This is a genomic window from Enterobacter sp. SA197 (genome assembly GCF_054131575.1).
The window spans coordinates 1,236,221-1,258,383 of the sequence record NZ_CP096393.1; the positions used below are offsets into that span (position 1 = coordinate 1,236,221).

At 55.8% G+C, this 22,163-nt stretch carries 22 protein-coding genes and 1 tRNA gene; 12 read left to right on the forward strand and 11 right to left on the reverse strand.

Features of this window, described 5'->3' with window-relative positions; translation table 11 throughout:
- Positions 1 to 19 precede the first annotated feature (19 nt).
- Positions 20 to 646, reverse strand: coding sequence for a multifunctional acyl-CoA thioesterase I/protease I/lysophospholipase L1 (tesA, locus tag M1D91_RS05580; protein WP_437432543.1), 627 nt, complete (start codon positions 644 to 646; stop codon positions 20 to 22).
- Here tesA and ybbA point away from each other — a divergent pair.
- The 8 genes from ybbA (at position 614) to M1D91_RS05620 (ending at position 10,157) form a co-directional block, all read left to right on the forward strand.
- Positions 614 to 1,300: a putative ABC transporter ATP-binding protein YbbA gene (ybbA, locus tag M1D91_RS05585; RefSeq protein ID WP_437432544.1), complete on the forward strand. Its 687-nt coding sequence runs from the start codon at positions 614 to 616 to the stop codon at positions 1,298 to 1,300. The two genes, tesA and ybbA, sit on opposite strands and share 33 nt — an antisense overlap.
- Complete coding sequence (gene ybbP, locus M1D91_RS05590; protein WP_437432545.1) at positions 1,297 to 3,714, forward strand: putative ABC transporter permease subunit YbbP; 2,418 nt, start codon at positions 1,297 to 1,299, stop codon at positions 3,712 to 3,714. The genes ybbA and ybbP overlap by 4 nt, the downstream gene beginning before the upstream one ends.
- A 322-nt stretch (positions 3,715 to 4,036) precedes the next feature.
- A complete protein-coding gene (locus tag M1D91_RS05595) occupies positions 4,037 to 4,873 on the forward strand; it encodes a MetQ/NlpA family ABC transporter substrate-binding protein (protein ID WP_437432546.1) in 837 nt (278 codons plus the stop codon).
- Between the two features lie 59 nt (positions 4,874 to 4,932).
- Complete coding sequence (sfbB, locus tag M1D91_RS05600; RefSeq protein WP_437432547.1) at positions 4,933 to 5,949, forward strand: virulence-associated ABC transporter ATP-binding protein SfbB; 1,017 nt, start codon at positions 4,933 to 4,935, stop codon at positions 5,947 to 5,949.
- A complete protein-coding gene (locus M1D91_RS05605; RefSeq protein ID WP_437432548.1) occupies positions 5,942 to 6,601 on the forward strand; it encodes a methionine ABC transporter permease in 660 nt (219 codons plus the stop codon). The genes sfbB and M1D91_RS05605 overlap by 8 nt, the downstream gene beginning before the upstream one ends.
- 1,069 nt (positions 6,602 to 7,670) lie before the next feature.
- Positions 7,671 to 8,195, forward strand: coding sequence for a rhodanese-like domain-containing protein (locus tag M1D91_RS05610; RefSeq protein ID WP_437432549.1), 525 nt, complete (start codon positions 7,671 to 7,673; stop codon positions 8,193 to 8,195).
- Between the two features lie 173 nt (positions 8,196 to 8,368).
- Positions 8,369 to 9,145: an MBL fold metallo-hydrolase gene (locus M1D91_RS05615; RefSeq protein ID WP_437432550.1), complete on the forward strand. Its 777-nt coding sequence runs from the start codon at positions 8,369 to 8,371 to the stop codon at positions 9,143 to 9,145.
- 52 nt (positions 9,146 to 9,197) lie between these two features.
- Positions 9,198 to 10,157: a GlxA family transcriptional regulator gene (locus M1D91_RS05620; RefSeq protein ID WP_437432551.1), complete on the forward strand. Its 960-nt coding sequence runs from the start codon at positions 9,198 to 9,200 to the stop codon at positions 10,155 to 10,157.
- 122 nt (positions 10,158 to 10,279) lie between these two features.
- On the opposite strand, the gene purK is transcribed toward M1D91_RS05620, so the two are convergent.
- The 4 genes from purK to ppiB all read right to left on the reverse strand — a co-directional run bounded on the left by purK (position 10,280) and on the right by ppiB (position 13,238).
- Entirely contained in the window at positions 10,280 to 11,347 is a 1,068-nt protein-coding gene (purK, locus tag M1D91_RS05625; protein WP_437432552.1) for a 5-(carboxyamino)imidazole ribonucleotide synthase, read from the reverse strand.
- Positions 11,344 to 11,853 carry a 5-(carboxyamino)imidazole ribonucleotide mutase gene (purE, locus tag M1D91_RS05630; protein ID WP_437432553.1) on the reverse strand — a complete coding sequence of 170 codons (510 nt, stop codon included), beginning with the start codon at positions 11,851 to 11,853 and terminating at the stop codon, positions 11,344 to 11,346. The genes purK and purE overlap by 4 nt, the downstream gene beginning before the upstream one ends.
- 165 nt (positions 11,854 to 12,018) lie before the next feature.
- Entirely contained in the window at positions 12,019 to 12,741 is a 723-nt protein-coding gene (lpxH, locus tag M1D91_RS05635; protein WP_437432554.1) for a UDP-2,3-diacylglucosamine diphosphatase, read from the reverse strand.
- Positions 12,742 to 12,743: 2 nt separating this feature from the next.
- On the reverse strand, positions 12,744 to 13,238 hold the full coding sequence (gene ppiB / locus M1D91_RS05640; protein WP_437432555.1) for a peptidylprolyl isomerase B: 495 nt from the start codon (positions 13,236 to 13,238) through the stop codon (positions 12,744 to 12,746).
- 173 nt (positions 13,239 to 13,411) lie between these two features.
- Between ppiB and cysS the strand changes: the two genes are divergently transcribed.
- Positions 13,412 to 14,797, forward strand: coding sequence for a cysteine--tRNA ligase (gene cysS, locus M1D91_RS05645; protein WP_437432556.1), 1,386 nt, complete (start codon positions 13,412 to 13,414; stop codon positions 14,795 to 14,797).
- Positions 14,798 to 15,339: 542 nt separating this feature from the next.
- Here cysS and M1D91_RS05650 read toward each other — a convergent pair.
- The 5 genes from M1D91_RS05650 to folD form a co-directional block, all read right to left on the reverse strand.
- The gene (locus M1D91_RS05650) at positions 15,340 to 15,864 is read right to left on the reverse strand and encodes a metal-dependent hydrolase (RefSeq protein ID WP_437433773.1); all 525 of its coding nucleotides are present in this window, start codon (positions 15,862 to 15,864) and stop codon (positions 15,340 to 15,342) included.
- Between the two features lie 208 nt (positions 15,865 to 16,072).
- Positions 16,073 to 17,089 carry a Mal regulon transcriptional regulator MalI gene (malI, locus tag M1D91_RS05655; RefSeq protein WP_437433772.1) on the reverse strand — a complete coding sequence of 339 codons (1,017 nt, stop codon included), beginning with the start codon at positions 17,087 to 17,089 and terminating at the stop codon, positions 16,073 to 16,075.
- Positions 17,090 to 17,180: 91 nt separating this feature from the next.
- Positions 17,181 to 18,680 (reverse strand): PTS transporter subunit EIIC, encoded by a 1,500-nt coding sequence (locus M1D91_RS05660; protein ID WP_437433771.1) that lies wholly within the window; start codon positions 18,678 to 18,680, stop codon positions 17,181 to 17,183.
- Between the two features lie 242 nt (positions 18,681 to 18,922).
- A complete protein-coding gene (gene ybcJ / locus M1D91_RS05665; protein ID WP_437433770.1) occupies positions 18,923 to 19,135 on the reverse strand; it encodes a ribosome-associated protein YbcJ in 213 nt (70 codons plus the stop codon).
- Position 19,136: 1 nt separating this feature from the next.
- Positions 19,137 to 20,003 carry a bifunctional methylenetetrahydrofolate dehydrogenase/methenyltetrahydrofolate cyclohydrolase FolD gene (gene folD, locus M1D91_RS05670; protein WP_437433769.1) on the reverse strand — a complete coding sequence of 289 codons (867 nt, stop codon included), beginning with the start codon at positions 20,001 to 20,003 and terminating at the stop codon, positions 19,137 to 19,139.
- Between the two features lie 221 nt (positions 20,004 to 20,224).
- Here folD and M1D91_RS05675 point away from each other — a divergent pair.
- Positions 20,225 to 20,301, forward strand: a tRNA-Arg gene (locus tag M1D91_RS05675).
- A 142-nt stretch (positions 20,302 to 20,443) separates the two neighbouring features.
- On the forward strand, positions 20,444 to 20,911 hold the full coding sequence (locus M1D91_RS05680; protein ID WP_437433768.1) for a GNAT family N-acetyltransferase: 468 nt from the start codon (positions 20,444 to 20,446) through the stop codon (positions 20,909 to 20,911).
- Between the two features lie 60 nt (positions 20,912 to 20,971).
- Here the strand turns inward: M1D91_RS05680 and M1D91_RS05685 are convergent, their stop codons facing one another.
- Positions 20,972 to 21,562: a TetR/AcrR family transcriptional regulator gene (locus M1D91_RS05685; RefSeq protein ID WP_437433767.1), complete on the reverse strand. Its 591-nt coding sequence runs from the start codon at positions 21,560 to 21,562 to the stop codon at positions 20,972 to 20,974.
- Between the two features lie 145 nt (positions 21,563 to 21,707).
- Between M1D91_RS05685 and M1D91_RS05690 the strand changes: the two genes are divergently transcribed.
- Positions 21,708 to 22,109, forward strand: a complete 402-nt coding sequence (locus tag M1D91_RS05690) for a RidA family protein (protein WP_437433766.1) — start codon at positions 21,708 to 21,710, stop codon at positions 22,107 to 22,109.
- Positions 22,110 to 22,163 lie beyond the last annotated feature (54 nt).

Consider the following 22,163-nt stretch of genomic DNA (forward strand, 5'->3'; position numbering starts at 1 on the left):
TGAAAGCATCCCTGATAAATCAGGAGTCGTGATTAACTAATGGAGCCAACCGGGTTGCCATCCAGTCAGCAATAAAGGGCTGTGCATCGCGGTTTGGATGAATACCGTCATCCTGCATCCACTGAGGTTTCAGATAGACCTCTTCCATAAAAAAGGGCACAAGAGGAATATCAAACTCTTTGGCGAGTTTAGGGTAGATAGCGCTGAAGGACTCAGTATAACGGCGGCCATAGTTAGCGGGCAGCCGGATTTGCATCAGCAACGGCTGGGCATTCGCCGCTTTCACCGCCTCTATAATGGTGCGCAGTGTCTGTTCCGTTTGCTGAGGTGCAAAACCGCGCAGGCCATCATTACCGCCAAGCTCCACCAACACCCAACGCGGCTGATGCGCTTTGAGCAGCGCCGGCAAACGTGCCAGCCCCTGTTGTGAGGTATCGCCACTGATACTGGCGTTGACCACCGGGGGCTTTTGTTGCCATTTGTCATTGAGCAACGCAGGCCAGGCGGTGTTGGCAGCCATACGATAGCCCGCGCTCAGGCTGTCTCCCAGAACCAGTAACCTGTCCGCCGCAGCGGCGCGCAGGCTAAACAGAAGCAAGAACAGGAAGGGCAAATGCCAGCGGAAAACAGTGTTGAAGTTCATCATCTTAAGAAGTCCGTCGGTCAGGGGGAGCATGAACTTTCCATCCTTACCGGAGTTGAGCTTGTTGTCAAACGGGCACAGACGATTGCCCTCATCGGTGAATCCGGATCGGGTAAGTCCACGTTACTGGCTATCCTCGCCGGGCTTGATGATGGTAGCAGCGGTGAGATCAACCTGCTTGGCAAGCCGCTGCATAAAATGGATGAAGAAGCGCGGGCGCAACTGCGTGCCGAGAGCATTGGCTTTGTCTTTCAGTCGTTTATGCTGATACCCACGCTCAATGCGCTGGAGAACGTTGAGCTTCCGGCCCTGCTGCGGGGTAAGAACAGCGCTGAGAGCCGGGCGAGCGCGAAAACCCTGCTGGAAACACTGGGGCTGGGCAAACGTCTTGACCATCTTCCGGCACAACTTTCTGGCGGCGAGCAGCAGCGTGTGGCGCTGGCCCGTGCCTTTAATGGTCAGCCTGAACTGCTCTTTGCTGACGAGCCTACCGGGAACCTTGACCGCCAGACGGGCGATAAAATTGCCGATCTGCTTTTTTCCATGAACCAGCAACATGGCACAACCTTAATCCTTGTTACGCATGATCCTCAGCTTGCGGCACGCTGCGACCGCCGCCTGCGTCTGGTGAACGGTGTACTGCAGGAGGAAGCATGATAGCCCGCTGGTTCTGGCGCGAGTGGCGATCGCCCTCGCTCCTCATCGTCTGGCTGGCACTGAGCCTGGCGGTCGCCTGCGTGCTGGCGCTCGGCAGCATCAGCGACCGGATGGAAAAGGGCTTAAGCCAGCAGAGCCGTGATTTTCTGGCCGGCGATCGGATGCTGCGTAGCTCGCGGGACATTCCGCAGGCCTGGCTTGAGGAGGCGCGAAAAGAGGGGCTTAAGGTCAGTGAACAACTCTCTTTTGCTACCATGACTTTCGCGGGTGATACACCACAACTCGCCAACGTTAAAGCTGTCGACAATCTTTATCCGCTGTATGGTGAGCTGAAAACGGCCCCATCTGGGATGAGGCCCGAGCCCGGCACGGTACTGCTGGCCGCCCGCCTGATGGCACTGCTTAACCTGAAAACCGGCGACAACATTGATGTCGGTGATGCCACCCTGCGCATTGCCGGGGAGGTGACCCAGGAGCCGGATGCCGGGTTTAATCCGTTTGAGATGGCACCACGTTTACTGATGAATACCGCCGATGTGGCCAAAACCGGTGCGGTGCAACCGGGCAGCCGCGTAAGCTGGCGGGTAAAATTTGCCGGTACGCCAGCGCAACTTGAAAGCTATGAAAAGTGGCTTCTGCCACAGCTTAAACCGGAACATCGCTGGACGGGGCTTGAGCAGGACAACGGGGCGCTGGGGAAGTCATTGCAACGTTCGCAGCAGTTCCTGCTACTTTGCGCCTTATTAACGCTCCTGCTGGCGGTAGCTGCCGTGGCGGTGGCGATGAACCATTACTGCCGCAGCCGCTACGATCTGGTTGCCATTCTTAAAACGCTGGGTGCCGGCAGGGCGCAACTACGCAAACTGATTGTGGGTCAGTGGCTGATGGTGCTGGTGCTCTCAGCGGCGACCGGGGGGATTATTGGCCTCACCTTTGAAAAAATCCTCATGGTGCTGTTAAAACCGGTGTTACCGGCATCACTGCCCGCCGCGAGCGGCTGGCCGTGGCTGTGGTCGATTGGGGCAATGGTGGTGATTTCGCTGCTGGTTGGCCTGCGCCCTTATCGCCTGTTGCTGGCAACACAGCCACTGCGGGTGCTGCGCCGCGATGTGGTTGCCCGCGTCTGGCCCCTGAAGGTTTACCTCCCCGTTATCTGCGCTGTCACCGTGCTGCTGCTGGCCTGGCTGATGGGGGCGAGTATGCTGTTGTGGTCAGTTCTGGCTGGCGCGGTGGTTCTGGCGCTGGTCTGCGGCGTGGTGGGCTGGCTGCTGCTGCGGGTCATGAAAAAACTGACATTAAAGACCCTGGCGCTGCGCCTTGCGGTGAACCGACTGTTGCGTCAGCCGTGGTCGACGTTCAGCCAGCTGTCTGCATTTTCACTCTCCTTTATGTTACTGGCGATGTTGCTGGTACTGCGCGGAGATCTGCTGGACCGCTGGCAGCAGCAGTTGCCGCCGGAAAGCCCCAATTACTTTCTGATCAACATTGCTCCTGAACAGGTGGCGCCGGTGAAAACCTTCCTCGCCGGGCATCATGTGCTCCCGCAGCCATTCTGGCCGATTGTGCGGGCGCGGTTAACGCAAATTAACGGTGAACCCACCGACAGCCATAGCGATGAGTCTCTTAATCGTGAATTAAATCTGACCTGGCAGGGGGCAGATGCCCGCCCGAATCCGGTCACTGCCGGAACCTGGCCGCCAGAGGTTGGTGGGGTCTCCATCGAACAGGAACTGGCAAAACGCCTGAAACTTAAGCTCGGTGATACGGTGACCTTTACCGGCGATACTCAGTCGTTCAGCGCCAGAGTGACCAGTCTGCGCAAGGTGGACTGGGAGAGCCTGCGGCCAAACTTCTTCTTTATCTTCCCGCAGGGGGCGCTGGACGGGCAACCCCAGAGCTGGCTGACCAGTTTCCGCTGGCAGAACGGCAACGCCATGCTGACCCAGCTTAATCGTGAATTCCCGACCATCAGCCTGCTGGATATTGGCGCTATTTTGAAACAGGTCGGTCAGGTGCTGGAGCAGGTCAGCCGCGCGCTGGAGGTGATGGTAGTACTGGTCACGATATGCGGTGTGCTGTTGCTGTTGGCGCAGGTGCAGGTTGGGATGCGTCAGCGCCATCAGGAGCTGGTGGTCTGGCGCACACTGGGGGCGGGCAAACGGCTGTTGCGCACCACCCTGTGGTGTGAGTTTGCGCTGCTTGGCTTTGTCTCCGGACTGGTGGCGGCCATCGGCGCCGAGACGGCGCTTGCCGTGTTGCAAACCAGGGTCTTTGACTTCCCGTGGGAGCCTGACTGGCGGTTGTGGCTGACGTTGCCCCTGTGCGGCGCGCTGCTGCTTTCACTGTGCGGTGGCTGGCTGGGAACACGCTTGCTCAGGGGCAAAGCCCTTTTCCGGCAGTTCAACCTTTCCTGATCGGAGCCGCCTGAGCAAATGGCCTGTCGCAACACGGGTGACAGGCCCGAAGCCGGGCCCTGCCCCCCCGGCGGTTAGCAAATATCTGCCACGGTTTAGCTAAAAAAAGCATAAAGACAGGGGCATGGGGTCACTTTTCTTTATGCTTCATCGCGTTACCATGCCAAATCCTCCGATCATTCAGTGACATAGTTCACAACAACATGAATTTTTTTCAATTACCGCTGCGCACGCTTTATGCCATCTTATTGCGTGAAATGAACAGCGAGCGCGCCGCCTGGAACGGTGCGCCACACGCAACACACTTTGTTAGGGAGAATATATGGGACGTCGTTTCGGTTTTCGTGCCGCCTTTGGGGCACTGCTTCTGGCCTGCGGATTAAGCTCCGCGCTGGCAAACAGCGATCCGCACACCATCGTCTTCGGCGTGGCGCCGGGGCCTTACGGTGACATGGTCAAACAGGCGATTGCGCCGTCACTGAAAGAGAAAGGGTATAAGGTCGTGGTGCGCGAGTTTAGCGATTACGTGCAGCCAAATATGGCGCTCTCTAACGGCAGCATCGACGCGAACCTTTTCCAGCACTCGCTCTATTTCGACAAATTCACCGCTGATAAAGGGCTGAAGCTGACCAAACTTATCAGCGTACCGACCGCCGGTATGGGCTTTTACTCGCACAAAATTAAGACCCTTGATGAGCTGAAAAAAGGCGACATTGTGACGCTCTCCAACGATCCGACTAACCTGGCGCGTGGCCTGCGTTTCCTGGCGTCCTTAGATCTGATAACCATCAAAGAGAATATCGATCCTACGAAAGCGTCCGAGCGGGATATCGCCAGCAACCCAAAAGGCCTGGTATTTAAGCCGCTGGAAGCCGCACAGCTGCCACGCACGCTGGACAGCGCCACCGCCGCGCTGGTGAATGGTAATTTCGCCATTGCTGCAGGACTGGATCTCTCTACCGCCATCAAACAAGAACATCTGGACGAGAACCTCAAAAACATCATTGCGGTGCGTAGTGAGGATGCTGACAAACCCTTCGCTAAAGACATTGTTGAGGTGGTGAAATCGCCGGCCTACCGTGCGGTGATTGACTCGCCGGAGCACGTGTATGGTGCTTTCCAGAAACCAGACTGGATGACCGCCGCGGACAAGAAGTAAGGGGCGGGTTGTGAGTTAACAGGCAGGCCGCGGCCTGCCTTTTGCTGTTTGAGGGAAACATGATTGAGCTAGATAAGGTCTGCGTAGACTTTCCGGCCGTGCGCGGGGCCATGCCAACCCGTGCGGTGGATGGTGTCAGTCTGCGTATCGCCGCCGGGGAAATTTTCGGTATCGTCGGCACCAGTGGTGCCGGAAAAAGCACGCTGCTGCGCACCCTGAATGCGCTGCAACGCCCGAGTGAGGGCAGCGTGAAAGTCAACGGCGTGGCCATTTCACAGATGGAAGGGCTGACCCTGCGTCAGGCGCGCCAGCGCATCGGGATGATCTTCCAGCACTTCAACTTAATGCACACCCGTACCGTGGCGCAGAACGTGGCCTTCAGTCTGAAAGCAGCGGGCTGGGAACGGGCGAAAATCGCTCCGCGTGTGGCAGAAATACTGGAGCTTGTGGGGCTGAGCGACAAAGCCAGTCGTTACCCGGTACAACTCAGTGGCGGGCAGAAGCAGCGTGTCGGTATTGCCCGCGCCATCGCCAACCACCCGGATGTGCTGCTGTGTGATGAACCCACCTCAGCGCTGGATCTGGAAACCTCTGCCACCATCCTGGAACTGCTAAAACAGATCAACGCGCAGATGGGGATCACGATCGTGCTGATCACCCATGAGATGAATGTGATCAAATCCATCTGCGATCGGGTGGCGGTGATGTCCGGCGGCAGGGTTGTGGAGAGTGGGGCGGTGTTTGATATTTTCGCCCATCCGCAGCATGCCTTCACTCAGCAACTGGTTTCGCGCACCCTCAATCTGACGCTGCCGGAGCGGTTACGCGAGCACCTGCCGGGTCAGCTACTGAAGATTTTGTTCATCGGCGATTCCGCCGAGCAGCCCGTTCTTTCTGACGCGGCCATTAACTTTGGCGTGGCGGTGAACATTCTGCACGGCAAAATCGAATACATTGGTGAGCGTGCGCTGGGCATTCTGGTGGTGCAACTGACCGCCGACGATCCCGCCGTGGTAGGGCAGGCGGTGGATTATATTCGTAACCGGACCGCACAGGTGGAGGTGATCCGTGGATGATTTACTGGCGGACCTGAGTCTCGCTTTTGGCGAAACCTTCCAGATGCTGAGCATTTCGACGGTACTGGCAGTGATCGGTGGCCTGCCGTTGGGCTTTTTGATTTTTGTTACCGACCGCAACCTCTTCTGGCAAAACCGCGCCGTATACCTCATAAGCTCCGTGCTGGTGAACATCATCCGTTCGGTCCCCTTCGTGATCCTGCTGGTGCTGCTGCTACCCTTAACCCAGTTTTTACTTGGCAACACCATTGGCCCGATTGCAGCATCAGTGCCCCTCTCCGTGGCGGCGATTGCGTTTTACGCCCGTCTGGTGGATGGCGCGCTGCGTGAAGTGGATAAGGGCATTATTGAAGCGGCGGAAGCCTTTGGTGCCAGCCCGATGCGCATCATCGGTACGGTGCTGCTGCCGGAAGCCAGCGCAGGCCTGTTGAGGGGCCTGACCATTACGCTGGTGAGTTTGATTGGTTACTCAGCGATGGCGGGCATCGTCGGTGGCGGCGGCGTGGGAGATCTGGCGATTCGCTATGGTTACTACCGCTACGAAACCCAGATTATGGTGGTGACGGTTATTGCGCTGATCGTGCTGGTGCAGGTCGTGCAGATGCTCGGCGACTGGCTGGCACAGCGCGCGGACAAACGCGACCGGCACTGAGTGCCGCCCCCTCTCCCTGAGGGCTGAGGGAGCCCCAGTAATATGACGTTTTGCAGGGATATCACGGCGCAATGAGAATAAAACCGTCACCGCGATGACAGGGTCCGGCTGAAAATCGATGAGGCGTTGACGGCTGACCGGGTCCGCCCGCAGGGAAGCGGGCGGAGGGGATAGCCTGCAGGGATGCAGGCTGGTCTCCGACCCGATAGTCAGACGACATAAGCATCATGGACCGCGAAGCGGCGATTTTCCTTGCCGGGAGCCCGGGTCGCCAGGGTGGTGGCGGTGAACCACCCTGGCACGTTCACGGGCTCTGGCGTGACAGAAAAGCAAGGAACATAAGGTGAACGGAATGACCACAAGCGCCGCAGGTTTCCCCTCACCCTGACGCTCTCCCCAGTGGGGCGAGGGGACCGATCGAGCGGTCTGAGGCCAGTATGCCTCTCCTGAAGAGATGTTGGAACCAATCCAGGGTGAGCTGAGTGGTGGTTTCCCCTCACCCTGACGCTCTCCCCAGTGGGGCGAGGGGACCGATCGAGCGGTCTGAGGCCAGTATGCCTCTCCTGAAGAGATGTTGGAACCAATCCAGGGTGAGCTGAGTGGTGGTTTCCCCTCACCCTGACCCTCTCCCCAACGGGGCGAAGGGATTTTCCGTGCTCGTATTATTTTGTGGGGATCCCTCAACTCTCAGGGAGCAAATCCTACGGCGTTAAATCCCATCATCTCCGCCATCGGCCGTGCGGTGGTTAACCTCTCGCATTACCCTGACGACTCACCGTCGCAAATCAACCTGACGCGTTTCTCACGGCGCATACTGGCTGGCCCGGGCTGTGAACCTGCCCGCCAGTAGGCGTTATTCAGCAAAACACCTTCTGGTTTGCGCTTCGGGCGGCGGGAAGTGGTTTACGCCCTGTAGGCGGCAGAGACGTCCTTTAGTTGGATCTGGCAGGTAAATAAAAAGATCGCTTAACGGTGGATGTCCGGGCAGAAGTCTGGTGGTAATGTTCGTGACAACGCGTTGGGACGCAAGAAAGCCGCAAACCTGTTCAAAAATAACACCGGAGGAGAGATGAAATACAGAACCGCCACGCCACAGGAAATAAACGCACTGGCCCGGCAGAACATAGGGGTGCTGGATATCAGGAGTCGCGAAGAGTGGGCGCGTGAACACCTGGCGGGCTCGGTGTCGGTACCACTGGGTGAAAATGGTTTTGATGAACGTCCTGATCTCAGAATCAACGCATCCGACGTCGTGGTATTTCATTGCCAGAGTGGCATGAGAACGGCCCGCCATGCGGATACGCTGGCCGCTCTGGTCGCTCCTGCCAGCGTGTTGATTATGGAAGGTGGGATCAACGCCTGGAAAAAAGCAGGTTATCCGACGCAGGTTAATCGCAAACAGCCGCTACCGCTGATGAGGCAGGTGCAGATAATCGCCGGAACGCTGACGCTGTCAGGAACCCTTGCTGGCACCCTTTTGTCACCCTGGTTTTACCTTATCCCCGGTTTTGTAGGAACCGGGCTTATCTTCGCTGGCATATCTGGATGGTGCGGTATGGCAAAATTACTCTCTGTCATGCCCTGGAATAAATAACATCAGGTCGTTATGAGCGCATTCCCGACGGGCCATCGACGGTGGGCCACGGGATATGGCTCAATTCCATCGAATAATGACCTGCGAGCAACTCACTGCCTGTCTGCGACTTTTTTATACTGCACGCTCAATGAACAGACCGCATCGCTGCGGTTAATCTGATGGAGTAAAGTATGCAACTGACGCAAATACGTAACGCCACACTGAAACTCGATTATGCCGGCGTTCGTTTCCTGATCGACCCGATGCTGGCGGATAAAGAGGCCTGGCCCGGATTTTCCGGTACCGCGCGCGCTCATCTGCGTAATCCTCTGGTGGCGTTGCCGGTTTCAGTAGACGCGCTGCTGGCGGTGGACGTGATTATTGTGACGCACACCCATCAGGACCACTGGGACGAAGCGGCACAGCAGTTAATCCCCAAAGACAAAGTTATCTACACCCAGAATGAAAGCGACGCATCACTCATCCGCTCTCAGGGCTTTACGTCGGTGAAAGTGCTGGCTGACAGCAACGTCATTTCCGGCATTAAGATCGTTAAAACAGATGGCCAGCACGGTAGCGATGAAGCCTATGCGATTCCAGAGGTTGCTGAGCGCCTGGGCGATGCGTGCGGGCTGATCTTTTCTGCAGAAGGTGAAAAAACGCTGTATGTGGCCGGGGATACCATCTGGGTGCCACCCTACATTGAGAGCCTGAAAAAATACGCCCCGGACGTTGTGGTACTCAATATTGGATGTGCCACTGTCGACGGCATCGGCCCTATTATCATGGGCAAAGAGGACGCACTGCGTACCCTGGAGGTGCTCCCTTCGGCGACTATAGTGGCGTCACATATGGAAGCGGTAAACCATTGCCTGCTGAGCCGCGCTGAACTGCGTGCATACACGGCAGATAAAGGTGTGCAGCAAAATGTGCGGGTCCCCGAAGACGGCGACACGCTAAGTCTCTGACGCACAGCCACGCTTCTGCCATATCCGGTTCAATCACCAGAAGGTGTCAATCATGTCTGCTCTGCACGTTGTTGTTATTGCCACGCCGGGCTTCAGCCCGTTTCACTTTTCCGTTCCGTCCATGGTGTTTGACAAGGCCATGCCAGCGCCGGGGCGGTTTTGTGTGACCATTTGTGCAGAGCAGCCCGGAACAGTGGCATCAGATATCGGTATTTCCATCAATGTGGAGCACGGGCTTGAGCTGCTTGATACGGCGGACATTATCATTGTTCCGTTCTGGGAGCATCCTGAGACGCGCCCGGCGCCTCTTCTGCTTGATGCGCTACGCAATGCCTGGCAACGCGGGGCTGAGGTAGTGGGGCTGTGTCTTGGTGCTTATGTCCTCGCCTATGCCGGACTGCTGGACAACCGTCGGGCCTCGACCCACTGGGAATTTGAGCAGGATTTTGCCGGTCGCTTTCCTCAGGTCAGACTGGACAGTAATGCACTCTATACCAGCGATGAGCGGCTTATCACCTCAGCGGGGACGGCGGCTGGAATCGACTGCTGTCTGAACATCGTGCGTGACCATTACGGTAGTGCGCTGGCAAACCGCGTTGCCCGACGAATGGTCATTCCTCCTTACCGGGAGGGCGGGCAGGCACAGTTTATCGAACATGCGGTGCCGGAGACGACCCGTGATGAGCAGATAAATGACCTGATTGACTATTTGCGGCGCAATCTGGACAAGCGTCATGATATTGACGCCATCGCCGGTTTTTCCGGTATGAGTCGGCGCACCCTGACACGCCACTTCAGCAAGGCAACGGGAATGTCGGTTGGAGACTGGCTCAGCGCCCAGCGGCTGCAGCGCAGCCAGGAATTGCTGGAAACCACCGATCACAGCATTGAAGTCGTATCATCTCTTGCCGGGTATCAGTCCCCGGTCTCTTTCCGCCAGCGTTTTAAGGCGCACTTTAACATCAGCCCGAGCGAATGGCGGCGCGCCTTCAGAGGACCGGGCCTGATGTAATGCGCAGGCGGTGCACGTTGCGGTATGCCTGGCCTCATAGCCCGTCAGGGATGCCCTCTCCTCGCTGAGAAGAGGGTATGGCCCGAGCCCGCATCGTTGCGTGAGGCGCCCGCAGAGAACCCCTACACCAGCTTCGCCTGGGCCCAGGTAATGCCGCTGGCGTATTCCGGCCCTAGCAGGGGCACCAGCGCTTCCAGCGTGGCGCTCAGGCGACCGTTATCGTCGTCATTCAGATTCAGGTGTCCCACCTTACGACCCGGACGTACCTCTTTGTCGTACCAGTGCAGATGCACCAGCGGCAGTTTCAGCCAGTCATAATTCAGTTCAGTGCCGATGAGGTTAATCATCACCGATGGACTGTTTACCACCGGCTGTGGCAGGGGCAAATCCACAACGGCACGCAGGTGCAGCTCAAACTGGCTGATGGACGCGCCGTTTTGCGTCCAGTGACCGCTGTTGTGCACGCGCGGGGCGAGTTCGTTAATCAGCAGGCCAGCCGGCGTCACAAAGCATTCCATCGCCATCACACCCACATAGTTAAGCTCGTTCATGATGGCCGTCAGCATGCTTTCTGCTTGCTTTTGCTGCTCTGTATTCGGTTTCGGGAAAGCCACGCTGGTACGCAGGATGCCATCCTGATGCAGGTTGTGTGTCAGCGGGTAAAACACCGTCGCCCCGTCGTGCCCGCGCGCGCCCACCAGGGAAACTTCACCTGAGAAGTTAATCCCCTGTTCAACGATGCACTCGCCATAGCACTCGTCCGGAAGCTCGTCTGTATCACCGGCGCGCAGACGCCACTGGCCGCGACCGTCATAGCCGCCGACGCGACGTTTTACGATTGCCAGATCGCCAAGACGGTTGAAAACAGAGGGCCACTCGTTTTTCTGAGCCAGCAACTGCCAGGGGGCGGTAGCGAGGCCAAGCTTATCGAATAGCTGCTTTTGGGTCAGGCGGTCAGCAATGATGGGAAAGACGTCGCGGTTAACAAACGCCGGATGACGCGCCAGCTCCCGCGTCAGGGCGGTTTCCGGCCAGCGTTCAATCTCTGCGGTGATGACGCTCTGGGCAAAAGGTACGGCCTGCGGATCGGCATCCAGCCCGACCGGCCAGACGGCAATGCTGAGCGGCTCGCCAGCCTGGCGCAGCATACGGCCCAGTTGACCGTTACCTAAGATGCAAACCTGTTTCATGCTGCACCCCGTGGGTCCGGATTCTCCAGTACCTCGTCGGTCTGTGCACGGCGAAATTCAGTCAGACGCTGATGCAGTTCGGCGTCATGCTGCGCGAGGATTTGTGCGGCCAGCAGGGCGGCGTTGGCGGCACCTGCTTTGCCAATCGCCAGCGTGCCAACGGGAATACCACGCGGCATCTGGACGATGGAGTAGAGGCTGTCGAGGCCGCTCAGTGCAGCGCTTTGCACCGGCACACCCAGCACCGGCACCAGGGTTTTCGCTGCAATCATGCCCGGCAGATGCGCCGCGCCGCCAGCACCAGCGATGATCACCTGAAAACCGTTCTCTTCGGCGCTTTCGGCGAAGGTAAACAGCTTGTCGGGAGTGCGGTGCGCGGAGACGACTTCAACGTGGTGCGGGACATTCAGGGTATCGAGGATTTCGGTGGCGAACTGCATGGTCGCCCAATCGCTTTTCGATCCCATAACAATGGCGATACGCGCCGGCTGGTTAGCAGAAGACATGCGTTAAGAAAACTCCTGTGGGTGTGACGACGAACAGCTTTTGAGGGCACAGAGAATAGCACGGAAAACCGGCAAGGAAAACGGTTGCGTCACGATGAATACGGGAATCTGACAGCGTAAAGACGGAGATTCTCCCCGTTATGCCAGCAACAAAATGACCCGTTATCAGAAGGGAAAATGGTGCAGTTCGACGTCATCGGGCGTCACGCGAACCAGTGACCCCTGGGTGTGCCAGGCACCGAGCACGACACGGATCGCAGGTTGATCGTTAATAATCAGTTCGTGAATAGCCGGGCGGTGGGTGTGACCGTGAATCAGGCACTGCACCTGGTGTCTGGTCATGGTGGCAACGACCGCGTTGGCGTTCACATCCATGATCGACAGGGATTTATGGCTGTTGGCCGCTTTGCTGCTGGCGCGCATTTTGCCGGCGATGCGCTGACGCACAAACAGCGGCAGGGCTAAAAAAAGCGTTTGAAGCCAGGGTTTATGCACTTTGGCGCGAAATGCCTGATAGCCTGCGTCGTCGGTGCAGAGCGTGTCGCCGTGCATGATGAGCACCTTGCGGCCATACAGCTCGAGCACTTTTTCTTCCGGCAGCAACTGCATGCCGCTTTCACGGGCAAAGCGTTTGCCGAGCAGGAAGTCACGATTTCCGTGAATGAAATAGCAGGGGACGCCGCTGTCGACCACGGCTTTGATGGCGGCGGCAATCTCCCGGTGCAACGGCGTGGGATCGTCATCGCCAATCCAGGCTTCAAACAGGTCGCCCAAAATGTAGAGCGCGTCAGCCGTGCGGGCAGTGCCGTGCAGAAAATGCAGAAAACCGGCGGTGATCGCCGGTTCTTCTGTTTGCAGATGAAGATCTGCGATAAAGAGTGTCGCCACGATTACTCGCTAACGGTCACGCTTTCAATCACAACGTCTTCTTTCGGTACGTCCTGGTGCTGACCGCTACGGCCGGTGGCAACCGCTTTGATTTTATCGACCACATCCATGCCTTCAACCACTTCTGCAAAGACACAGTAGCCCCAACCCTGGAGGCTTTCGCCGGAGAAGTTCAGGAAGTCGTTATCTGCTACGTTGATGAAGAACTGCGCGGTAGCGGAGTGCGGAGCCTGGGTACGGGCCATTGCCAGCGTACCACGGGTGTTTTTCAGGCCGTTGTTGGCTTCGTTTTTGATCTGATCTTTGGTCTCTTTCTGACGCATGCCCGGCTCGAAGCCGCCGCCCTGAATCATAAAGCCGTTAATAACACGGTGGAAAATGGTGTTGTTGTAAAAACCTTCGCTGCAGTAGTCCAGGAAGTTTTTGACTGTTTCAGGCGCTTTGTCATCAAAGGTTTTGATTACGATATCGCCGTGATTAGTGTGGAAAGTAACCATTTTTGCATCCTGTTCCGATAGTATGGTGCGCAAACCCCATCAGGGGTCAGAGATAGTCGCCTGTTATAGCATAACCGGGAGGTGGGATCACCTTGCAATCGGTGCTGCTTCCGCTACGAATTATGGGTATCATACGGATCGAACTGTTCACACACGTCTACATGGAATCTTCGATGTTAAAAATTTTTAATACACTGACGCGCCAAAAAGAGGAATTCAAACCTATCCATGCCGGGGAAGTCGGCATGTACGTGTGTGGTATTACGGTTTACGATCTCTGTCATATCGGTCATGGTCGTACTTTCGTTGCCTTTGACGTGGTTGCACGCTATCTGCGCTTTATCGGCTATAAGCTTAAGTACGTGCGCAATATCACCGATATCGATGACAAAATCATTAAACGTGCTAATGAAAACGACGAGAACTTTGTGCACCTTGTCGATCGCATGATTGCTGAAATGCATAAAGATTTTGATGCCCTTAACATCCAGCGCCCGGATCTTGAACCGCGTGCGACCCACCACATTCATGAAATTATCGAGATTACCGAGCAGCTGATTGCCCGCGGGCATGCGTATGTTGCGGATAACGGTGATGTGATGTTCTCCGTGCCGACGGATCCGAACTATGGTCAGTTGTCTCGCCAGGATCTCGATCAGTTGCAGGCGGGTGCCCGCGTTGACGTGGTGGATGTCAAACGTAACCCGATGGACTTTGTGCTGTGGAAGATGTCCAAAGCCGGCGAGCCGAGCTGGCCGTCGCCGTGGGGCGAAGGTCGTCCAGGCTGGCACATTGAATGTTCCGCGATGAACTGCAAACAGTTGGGCAACCATTTTGATATTCATGGCGGCGGTTCGGATCTGATGTTCCCGCACCATGAAAACGAAATCGCCCAGTCAACCTGCGCGCACGACGGCGAGTACGTGAACTACTGGATGCACTCCGGCATGGTGATGATTGACCGTGAGAAAATGTCCAAATCGCTGGGCAACTTCTTTACCGTGCGCGATGTTCTGCAGTATTACGATGCCGAAACCATTCGTTACTTCCTGATGTCTGGCCACTATCGCAGTCAGCTGAATTACAGCGAAGAGAACTTAAAGCAGGCACGTTCTGCCCTGGAACGCCTCTATACCGCGCTGCGTGGGACTGACACCTCGGTCGCCGCGGCTGGTGGCGAAGCCTTTGAAGCGCGTTTCATCGAAGCGATGGACGATGATTTCAACACCCCGGAAGCCTACTCCGTGCTGTTTGATATGGCACGTGAAGTGAACCGCCTGAAATCCGACGATGCGCAGGCGGCGAACGCGATGGCGGCACACCTGCGTAAACTCTCTGGCGTGCTGGGCTTGCTGGAGCAGGAGCCAGAACTGTTCCTGCAAAGCGGTGCGCAGGCGGATGATGGCGAAGTCGCGGAGATTGAGGCGCTGATTCAGCAGCGTCTGGACGCGCGTAAAGCGAAAGACTGGGCAGCGGCAGATGCGGCGCGCGATCGCCTGAATGAGATGGGCATTGTGCTGGAAGACGGGGCACAGGGTACGACCTGGCGTCGTAAGTAGTTTTCCCCTCTCCCTTGCGGCTGAGGGATCCCCACAAAAAAATGCCAGCCGGTCTGGTCCCCTCGCCCCACCGGGGAGAGGGCCAGGGTGAGGGGGAACATGCGGCTCTGAGGGTCGTTCCGTTCACCTTATGTTCCTTGCTTTTCTGTCACGCCAGAACCCGTGAACGTGCCAGGGTGGTTCACCGCCACCACCCTGGCGACCCGGGCTCCCGGCAAGGAAAATCGCCGCTTCGCGGCATTATTCGCCCCATCCCTGGGGCTCACCCTTTCAGGGCTAGCGCAGGCGCTATTCAAAATCGCTCCCGGCAATTTTGTCGTCTTATGTCGTCTGACTATCGGGTCGGGGACCAGCCTGCCTCCCTGCAGGCTATCCCCTCCGCCCGCTTCCCTGCGGGCGGCCCCGGTCAGCCGTCAACGCCTCATCGATTTTCAGCCGGACCCTGTCATCGCGGTGACGGTTTAATTCTCATTTCGCCGTGGTATCGCTGTAAAACGTCATATTACTGGGGATTTCCCCCCCGGCGGGGGAGAGGGCATTTCTCAACGCCTGCGCAAAAACATCATCACCGCCATAAAAATCACACCTGGCACCCATACCCATAATAACTCGGACATGATCACCTGATGCCCATAGGGCGTGGTGTACTTTGACAAAGCAAAAGGCGCGACCTTAATCACCTGCCACGGGGCAAAAAAGCGTTCATCCGACCACGGCCATAGCCAGCCGACCCCTTTACCGCCTGTTGTGACCGAGTCCAACAAACTGTGCGACAGCAGCGACACGGTCAGAAATGCCCAGCAGTGCATCAGGCTTGCCTTAAACCAGCGTCTTCCCAGCCAGAGAACGAGTATCGGCACCACAAAAGCAAAGATCAGCGAATGGGTAAAGCCACGGTGGCCGAATACATTGCCGTAGGCCACCCCGAGTTTAAAGGAGAGCACATCGGCATCCGGCAACATTGCCAGCGCAATGCCTGCCAGCAGTAAGCCGCGAGGGATCGCTTTGCTGCCAAGCCCGAGTCCCAGGCAGAGCGGTACGGCGGCGTGAGTAATAATGGTGGGCATCGTCAGTCCTTGAACAAAAGAGATTAGTATAAACGAGGCGACGCCATCACCGGATACCTGTTTTCTGAAAGTCAGCGCACAGGTAAACGTTCACTCTGATGGCGCGTGAACGTCATACGGGCCAACAAAGCCGGTGGCACAGAACAGCCATTATTTGTCTATCGGCAATGGCGAAACGAGATATTTGGGCAGAGAGTAAAAGGGAATATCAAGCTGACTCCTGCACCACCAGTTGCCCGGAGAGGGTAATGTGCTGGGTCTGTAAGTCAGGCTCTTTCAGTTTGCGCATCATCAGGCCTGCCGCCTGACGCCCGGTCTCTTCACTGGCGGAGGAGACGTAGGTAAAGGAGGGCGAGGTGAGGTTAACGTGCAGCATATCCTCAAAACCAATCAGCGCTACCTGTTGTGTCAGGAAGACATCCTTGCCCACGGTACGCCCCACCTGATGAATACCGCTGATCGAGCCAATGATGGCATTAGGCGAATGGCAGAGCAGGGCCGTTATCGTGTTATTTTTCTCCAGCAAATGACGGGTCGCCAGACTCACCGAGTCGGTGCTTTCGAGACAGGCGGGGGTGAAATCATCGCGCAGTGCCATGCCGTACTGTTTTAGCGCACTATGCATGCCCAGGAGCCGCTGATGGCGTACGCGATCGTTCTCCAGCCCGCCAACATAGGCGATGCTGCGGTGCCCGCGCTCAATCAGATAGCGGGTAGCAAGACTGGCAGCCTGACGATTATCCCGCATCACCAGATTACAGGGATCATCCACTACGGACTGAGACACCACGACCAGCGGCATGGGGCACTGGCGGAGATGTTCCGGTAGGTGCGTGGTGGTCGGGTCGCTGGCTAAATAAATCACTCCTGCGACACCCTGCTGTTTGAAGGAGAGCAGGCAGCGTTCAAGATGGTCGTGATCATCAAGCGGCTGGCCGAGAAACACCATAAATCCTTTACGTTCAAGCGCCTGAACAATACTCGCCATCACCTTAATCGAAAAGCTGTCGCTAAAGTCACGTAAAATGAGGCCAATCAGGTTTGAGGTGCTGGAGCGAAGGTTAGCGGCTGCTACGTTGTGTACGTAGCCCAGTTCATTGATTGCTGACTGAACGCGTTCGATGGTGGCGTCAGAAATCTTGCCTTTCTGACGCAACACCAGCGACACGGTTGAAACGGAAACGCCCGCCAGTTTTGCGACATCAATAATGCTGACCTTTTTCAAACGTGCTCCCTGAAAGTACAGATTAATCAATCAGAAATAGTAAAGCCTCCTGTACGAATACAGGAGACTTATTTACCTTACCAGCACAAGGTTATTTGCCAAGGGTTGTCGCCATCGACTGAGCAATAAACTGCGCACGCGCCCCGAAAATAACCTGTACGCCTTTGTCGCCGACGAAGACCACGCCACGCGCGCCAACGCCGTTAAGCCCCTCTTTATCGACATTTTCCCCGTTGTACACTTCCACGCGCAGACGGGTGATGCAGGAGCCCACGGTATCGATGTTTTTCGCCCCGCCAAGCAGGCTAATGATTTCCGTGACCAGCTCTTCGTCGGTTTTATCGCTTGCGTCTGCAGAGGCTTCCGTGCGGCCCGGTGTTTTCACATCGAAACGGCGAATAACGAAGCGGAAGGTGAAGTAGTAAATCAGCGCCATCGGCACGCCAATGAATACTGCGCTTAAGAAGTTGGTTTCGTAGCCGTTGAAGGAGGGCAGGATCCCAAAAGAGATATAGTCGATAAGCCCGGCCGAGAAGGACTTGGCGATGTGTGCATGCATCAGGTACATGCTCATGTATGCCAGACCCGCCATGATGGCATTAAACACATACAGAATCGGGGCGACAAAAATAAAGGTGAATTCGACCGGCTCGGTAATGCCCGTTAAGAAGCAGGTCAGCGCGGCGGAAAAGAGAATACCGGCGGCAATTTTTTTGTTTTTGGTGTGGGCTTCATGGTACATCGCAAGACAGGCCGCCGGCAGGGCGAACAGCATCAGCGGGAACTCGCCCTGCATGAATTTACCGGCATTCTGGTAGGTGTCGCTGCTAAAAGATTTGGTGCCTTCTTCCAGCATTTTGAACCAGATAGTCTGGTCGCCATGAATCACCTGGCCGGCCTGGGTGGTGTAGTCACCGAAGGAGTACCAGAATGACGGGTACCAGATGTGGTGCAGGCCAAGTGGGATAAGCGCGCGTTCCGTCAGGCCAAAGATAAAGGTCGATGCGGCCTGGTTATCCCCGTTCACAATCACCGAAAGCGCATCAATACCGGCCTGGATATGTTCCCAGATATAGGGCAGCAACAGGCCCAGAATAAAGGACATAAATGCCGTGGCGATAGCGACAAAGCGCTTACCGGAGAAGAAGCCGAGGAACTCCGGCAACTGCATGGTGTGAAAGCGGTTATAACACCAGGCCGCGAGAATGCCGCAAATAAGGCCGCCAAACACGCCCATCTGCAGGGTCGGAATACCGACGACCATAGCATACTTACCACCCTGAGAGGCCATCTCTGGCGTTATCGACAGTACGGTGCCAATGGTGATGTTGGTGATAAAGACCGAAACCGCAGCAGAGAGGGCAGCGATACCCGATTCTGATGCCAGCCCCACTGCCGAACCAATAGCAAACAGCAGCGGCAGGTTATCGAAGATAACGCCGCCTGCGTTCATCATCAGTGGTAAGTGAAACTTATCACCGAATGCCAGTAACAGCCCCGCAGCCGGTAACAGTGAGATAGGCAGCATTAACGCCCGCCCAATCATTGACAGCTTTGATAATGATTTTATGAACCCTGATAACAGTCTCATCCTGATTTCCCCCGAGTGTCGACCATTATTCTGCGCACATTGTGCACTATTATTGTAAGTAGAACGTTTTAGTAGAACGTTCTACCTATCGTGAAAGAGGAACCAGTCTGGTGCAACAGAAATTACTGTGCCGGACAGAGGAATTTGTGATTATGCGAAGAGGATCAAAATATGAAGATGGCAGGGGAAGGGGGGAGCAGTAGGGTTACAGGCCCGCAGCACGGGCCTGCAGAACAGGGTACTCAGGCAATGACCGTCACGCTCTGGCCTTCGAAAGCAACGGTTTGACCTGCAACGATCTTGCAACGTTTACGGGTTTCGACTTTACCATCGACCTTCACCAGACCTTCTTCAATAGCAATTTTGGCCTGTGCGCCGCTTTCGCTCCAGCCTTCCAGTTTGAGCAGGTCGCATAAATCTACGTGCGGGTGTTTACCCAGGGAAAAAGTTGCCATCTTATGCATTCTCCACGTCGTGATACTCTTCGCAGGCCTGAAGGGTGTTTTGAATCAGGGTGGCAACGGTCATCGGGCCAACGCCACCAGGCACGGGTGTAATGTATGACGCACGTGCGGATGCCGCTTCAAACTCCACATCACCTACCACTTTGCCGCTTTCAAGGCGGTTAATGCCGACATCAATAACGATGGCACCTTCTTTGATCCACTCGCCCGGAATAAAGCCCGGTTTGCCTACGGCAACCACCAGCAGATCGGCATTCTCGACGTGATGGCGCAGATTTTTGGTGAAGCGGTGGGTTACGGTGGTGGTACAACCCGCCAGCAGCAGTTCCATGCTCATCGGGCGACCAACGATGTTGGATGCACCAATCACCACGGCGTTCAGGCCGTAGGTATCAATGTTATAACGCTCAAGCAGCGTCACAATCCCACGTGGCGTGCACGGGCGCAGACGCGGCGCGCGCTGGCACAGGCGACCCACGTTATAGGGGTGGAAGCCATCGACGTCTTTATCCGGTGAGATCCGTTCCAGGACTTTCACATAATCTATGCCTGCAGGGAGGGGGAGCTGCACCAGGATGCCATCAATGGTGCCGTCTGCGTTGAGCTTATCGATAAGCGCCAGCAGTTCAGCTTCGGTTGTCGTTTCCGGCAGATCATAAGAGCGGGAGAGGAAACCAACCTCTTCACATGCTTTGCGTTTGCTGCCGACATAAATTTGCGAGGCCGGGTTGCTGCCAACCAGCACAACCGCAAGCCCGGGGGCACGTAATCCGGCTGCAACTCGGGCTTTCACCTTTTCAGCAACCTCAGCGCGCACCTGCTGCGCAATCGTTTTACCGTCAATAATCTTTGCTGCCATCAGAGAGAAGATTCCATCTGTAACTAAAAAAGAAAGGGGATGCGTATAGTTTGTCAGAAGTGTGTCTCGCTGTCAGTTACCGTTTATGTTCCCTGCTTAATGTTGCAGTAAGGAAAGTGCGGTCAGGTGCTCACTTCACGAGCATCTGACCGCAAAGTCATTGACTCGACAGGTGTTGACCGTATAATCCCTGTCCGCAACCCTCCCGAAAGGGAATCAGTGCGCCCTTAGCTCAGCTGGATAGAGCAACGGCCTTCTAAGCCGTAGGTCACAGGTTCGAACCCTGTAGGGCGTACCATTTTTAGCTCGACCCCCATCATTGTATCCCTGTCACCTCAGGCACCCCGCAGCGCTGCACGGTTTTCATATCATCTCTGTTATGCAATTATTAATAAATTCAATGTAATAGTTTTAATTATGCACTGTAAAAAGGATTTTATATGCTTATTCGTCCGGTCGAACCCTCTGATGTTGAACCCTTGCTCATCATGTTAAGGCGTAGTGGTCAGTTTGATGAGGAGGGGTTATTGCATGTACGGGAGAGGCTCCAGCGCTATTTTTCAGGCGAAACAGAAGAGATATGGTTTAGTGCCGACCAGCAGGGCCTCGTGGGTATGGCTTATTGCGCCCCGGAGGTCATGACCACGCATGTCTGGAATTTATTGCTGCTATGGATAACCCCTTCTCATCAGCGTCGGGGTATTGGTCTGGCTTTATTAGATCACGTTGAAAAAGCAGTGAAAGCCAGAGAGGGCAGACTCTTGTTAGTCGACACTTCAAGCCTGAGTGACTATAGCGCGGCTCGTGCGTTCTATAACCAGCAGGGTTTTATCAAGGAAGCCCGGATACGTGATTACTATGCTATCGGTGAAGACAAAATTACCTTCATAAAAACTATGCATCCGTGATCACGTTATGCTCTCTCCCGGTTTCAGGAACCTCTATGTGCCCCTGAAACCGGCTGGGCATCAACGGCTGCGTAACCCACCTGCGAGCAGAGTAAAAACCTCAATCACGTCCGGCAGTGTCTGCTGAGGTTTATCACTGGCTGCAACCAGCAGGGCAGCATTAAGCGCAGCACTGTTAAGCAGATGTGCCGCGACGGTTGTATCCATCGCTTTGATTTCTTTACGTTCGGCCATTTTTACCAGTGTCTGTCGTGTGGACTCAAGACAGCTATTCTGGCTCGGCCATTGAGTGGGATCCCCAAGAAAGGCCGGACCATCAAGTAAAACGATGCGCCTGACCTCCGGGTCGAGCGCCATCCTGATGTAGGCAATACCTTCCGCCAGCAATCTTTCCCAGTCATCACCCGCAGACGCAGCGGAGGCTCTGGCCTGTTGTGCCATTTCACTATCTATCTGTGCGACGACTGCGGCGAGAAGGCCCTTTTTATCGCCGAAGGTGTGATACAGCGCTCCACGGGTCAGGCCGACACTGGCCGTCAGCTCATCCATAGAGGCCTCGGCAAACCCTTTTTCAGCAAAAGCTTTTCGCGCGGCGGTAATCATTTTTGCGCGATTTTCTTCCATCATTTCACTGCGACGTTTTGTCGCCATAGACCCTCCTTTTTCACATACGGCACGTATTTCAATTGACATACGCGACGTATGTGATATCTATTCAACATACGCCAGGTATGTTAAATCATTCATGCGTGCTTTGCTTACCTGATCCCACATGGTTTAAAAAAGAGGTGTACCTGTGATCCAGCGCGAACCGATTTTTCCCGCTAACCGCCATGCACTCTATCAGGAGCATGGATACTCTGCCGCGATTCGGTCAGGCGATTTGCTGTTTGTGTCCGGCCAGGTCGGAAGCCGTGCCGATGGTACTCCTGAGCCCGATTTTACCGCGCAGGTGCAACTGGCGTTCGATAATCTGCAGGCGACGCTCACAGCGGCGGGATGTACGTTTGATGATCTGATTGATGTCACGACCTTCCATACCGATCCGGAAAATCAATTCCCCGCCATTATGGCGGTGAAGCAGGCCATTTTCCCGAAACCGCCTTATCCAAACTGGACGGCCGTTGGCGTGACCTGGCTTGCGGGATTCGATTTTGAAATAAAGGTGATTGCCCGTATTCCCGACAAAGAGAGTTAAGGCGCAGTGGTGAGACAACCACTCTGAAGGCGGGGGGCAGGTACGCCATAAACC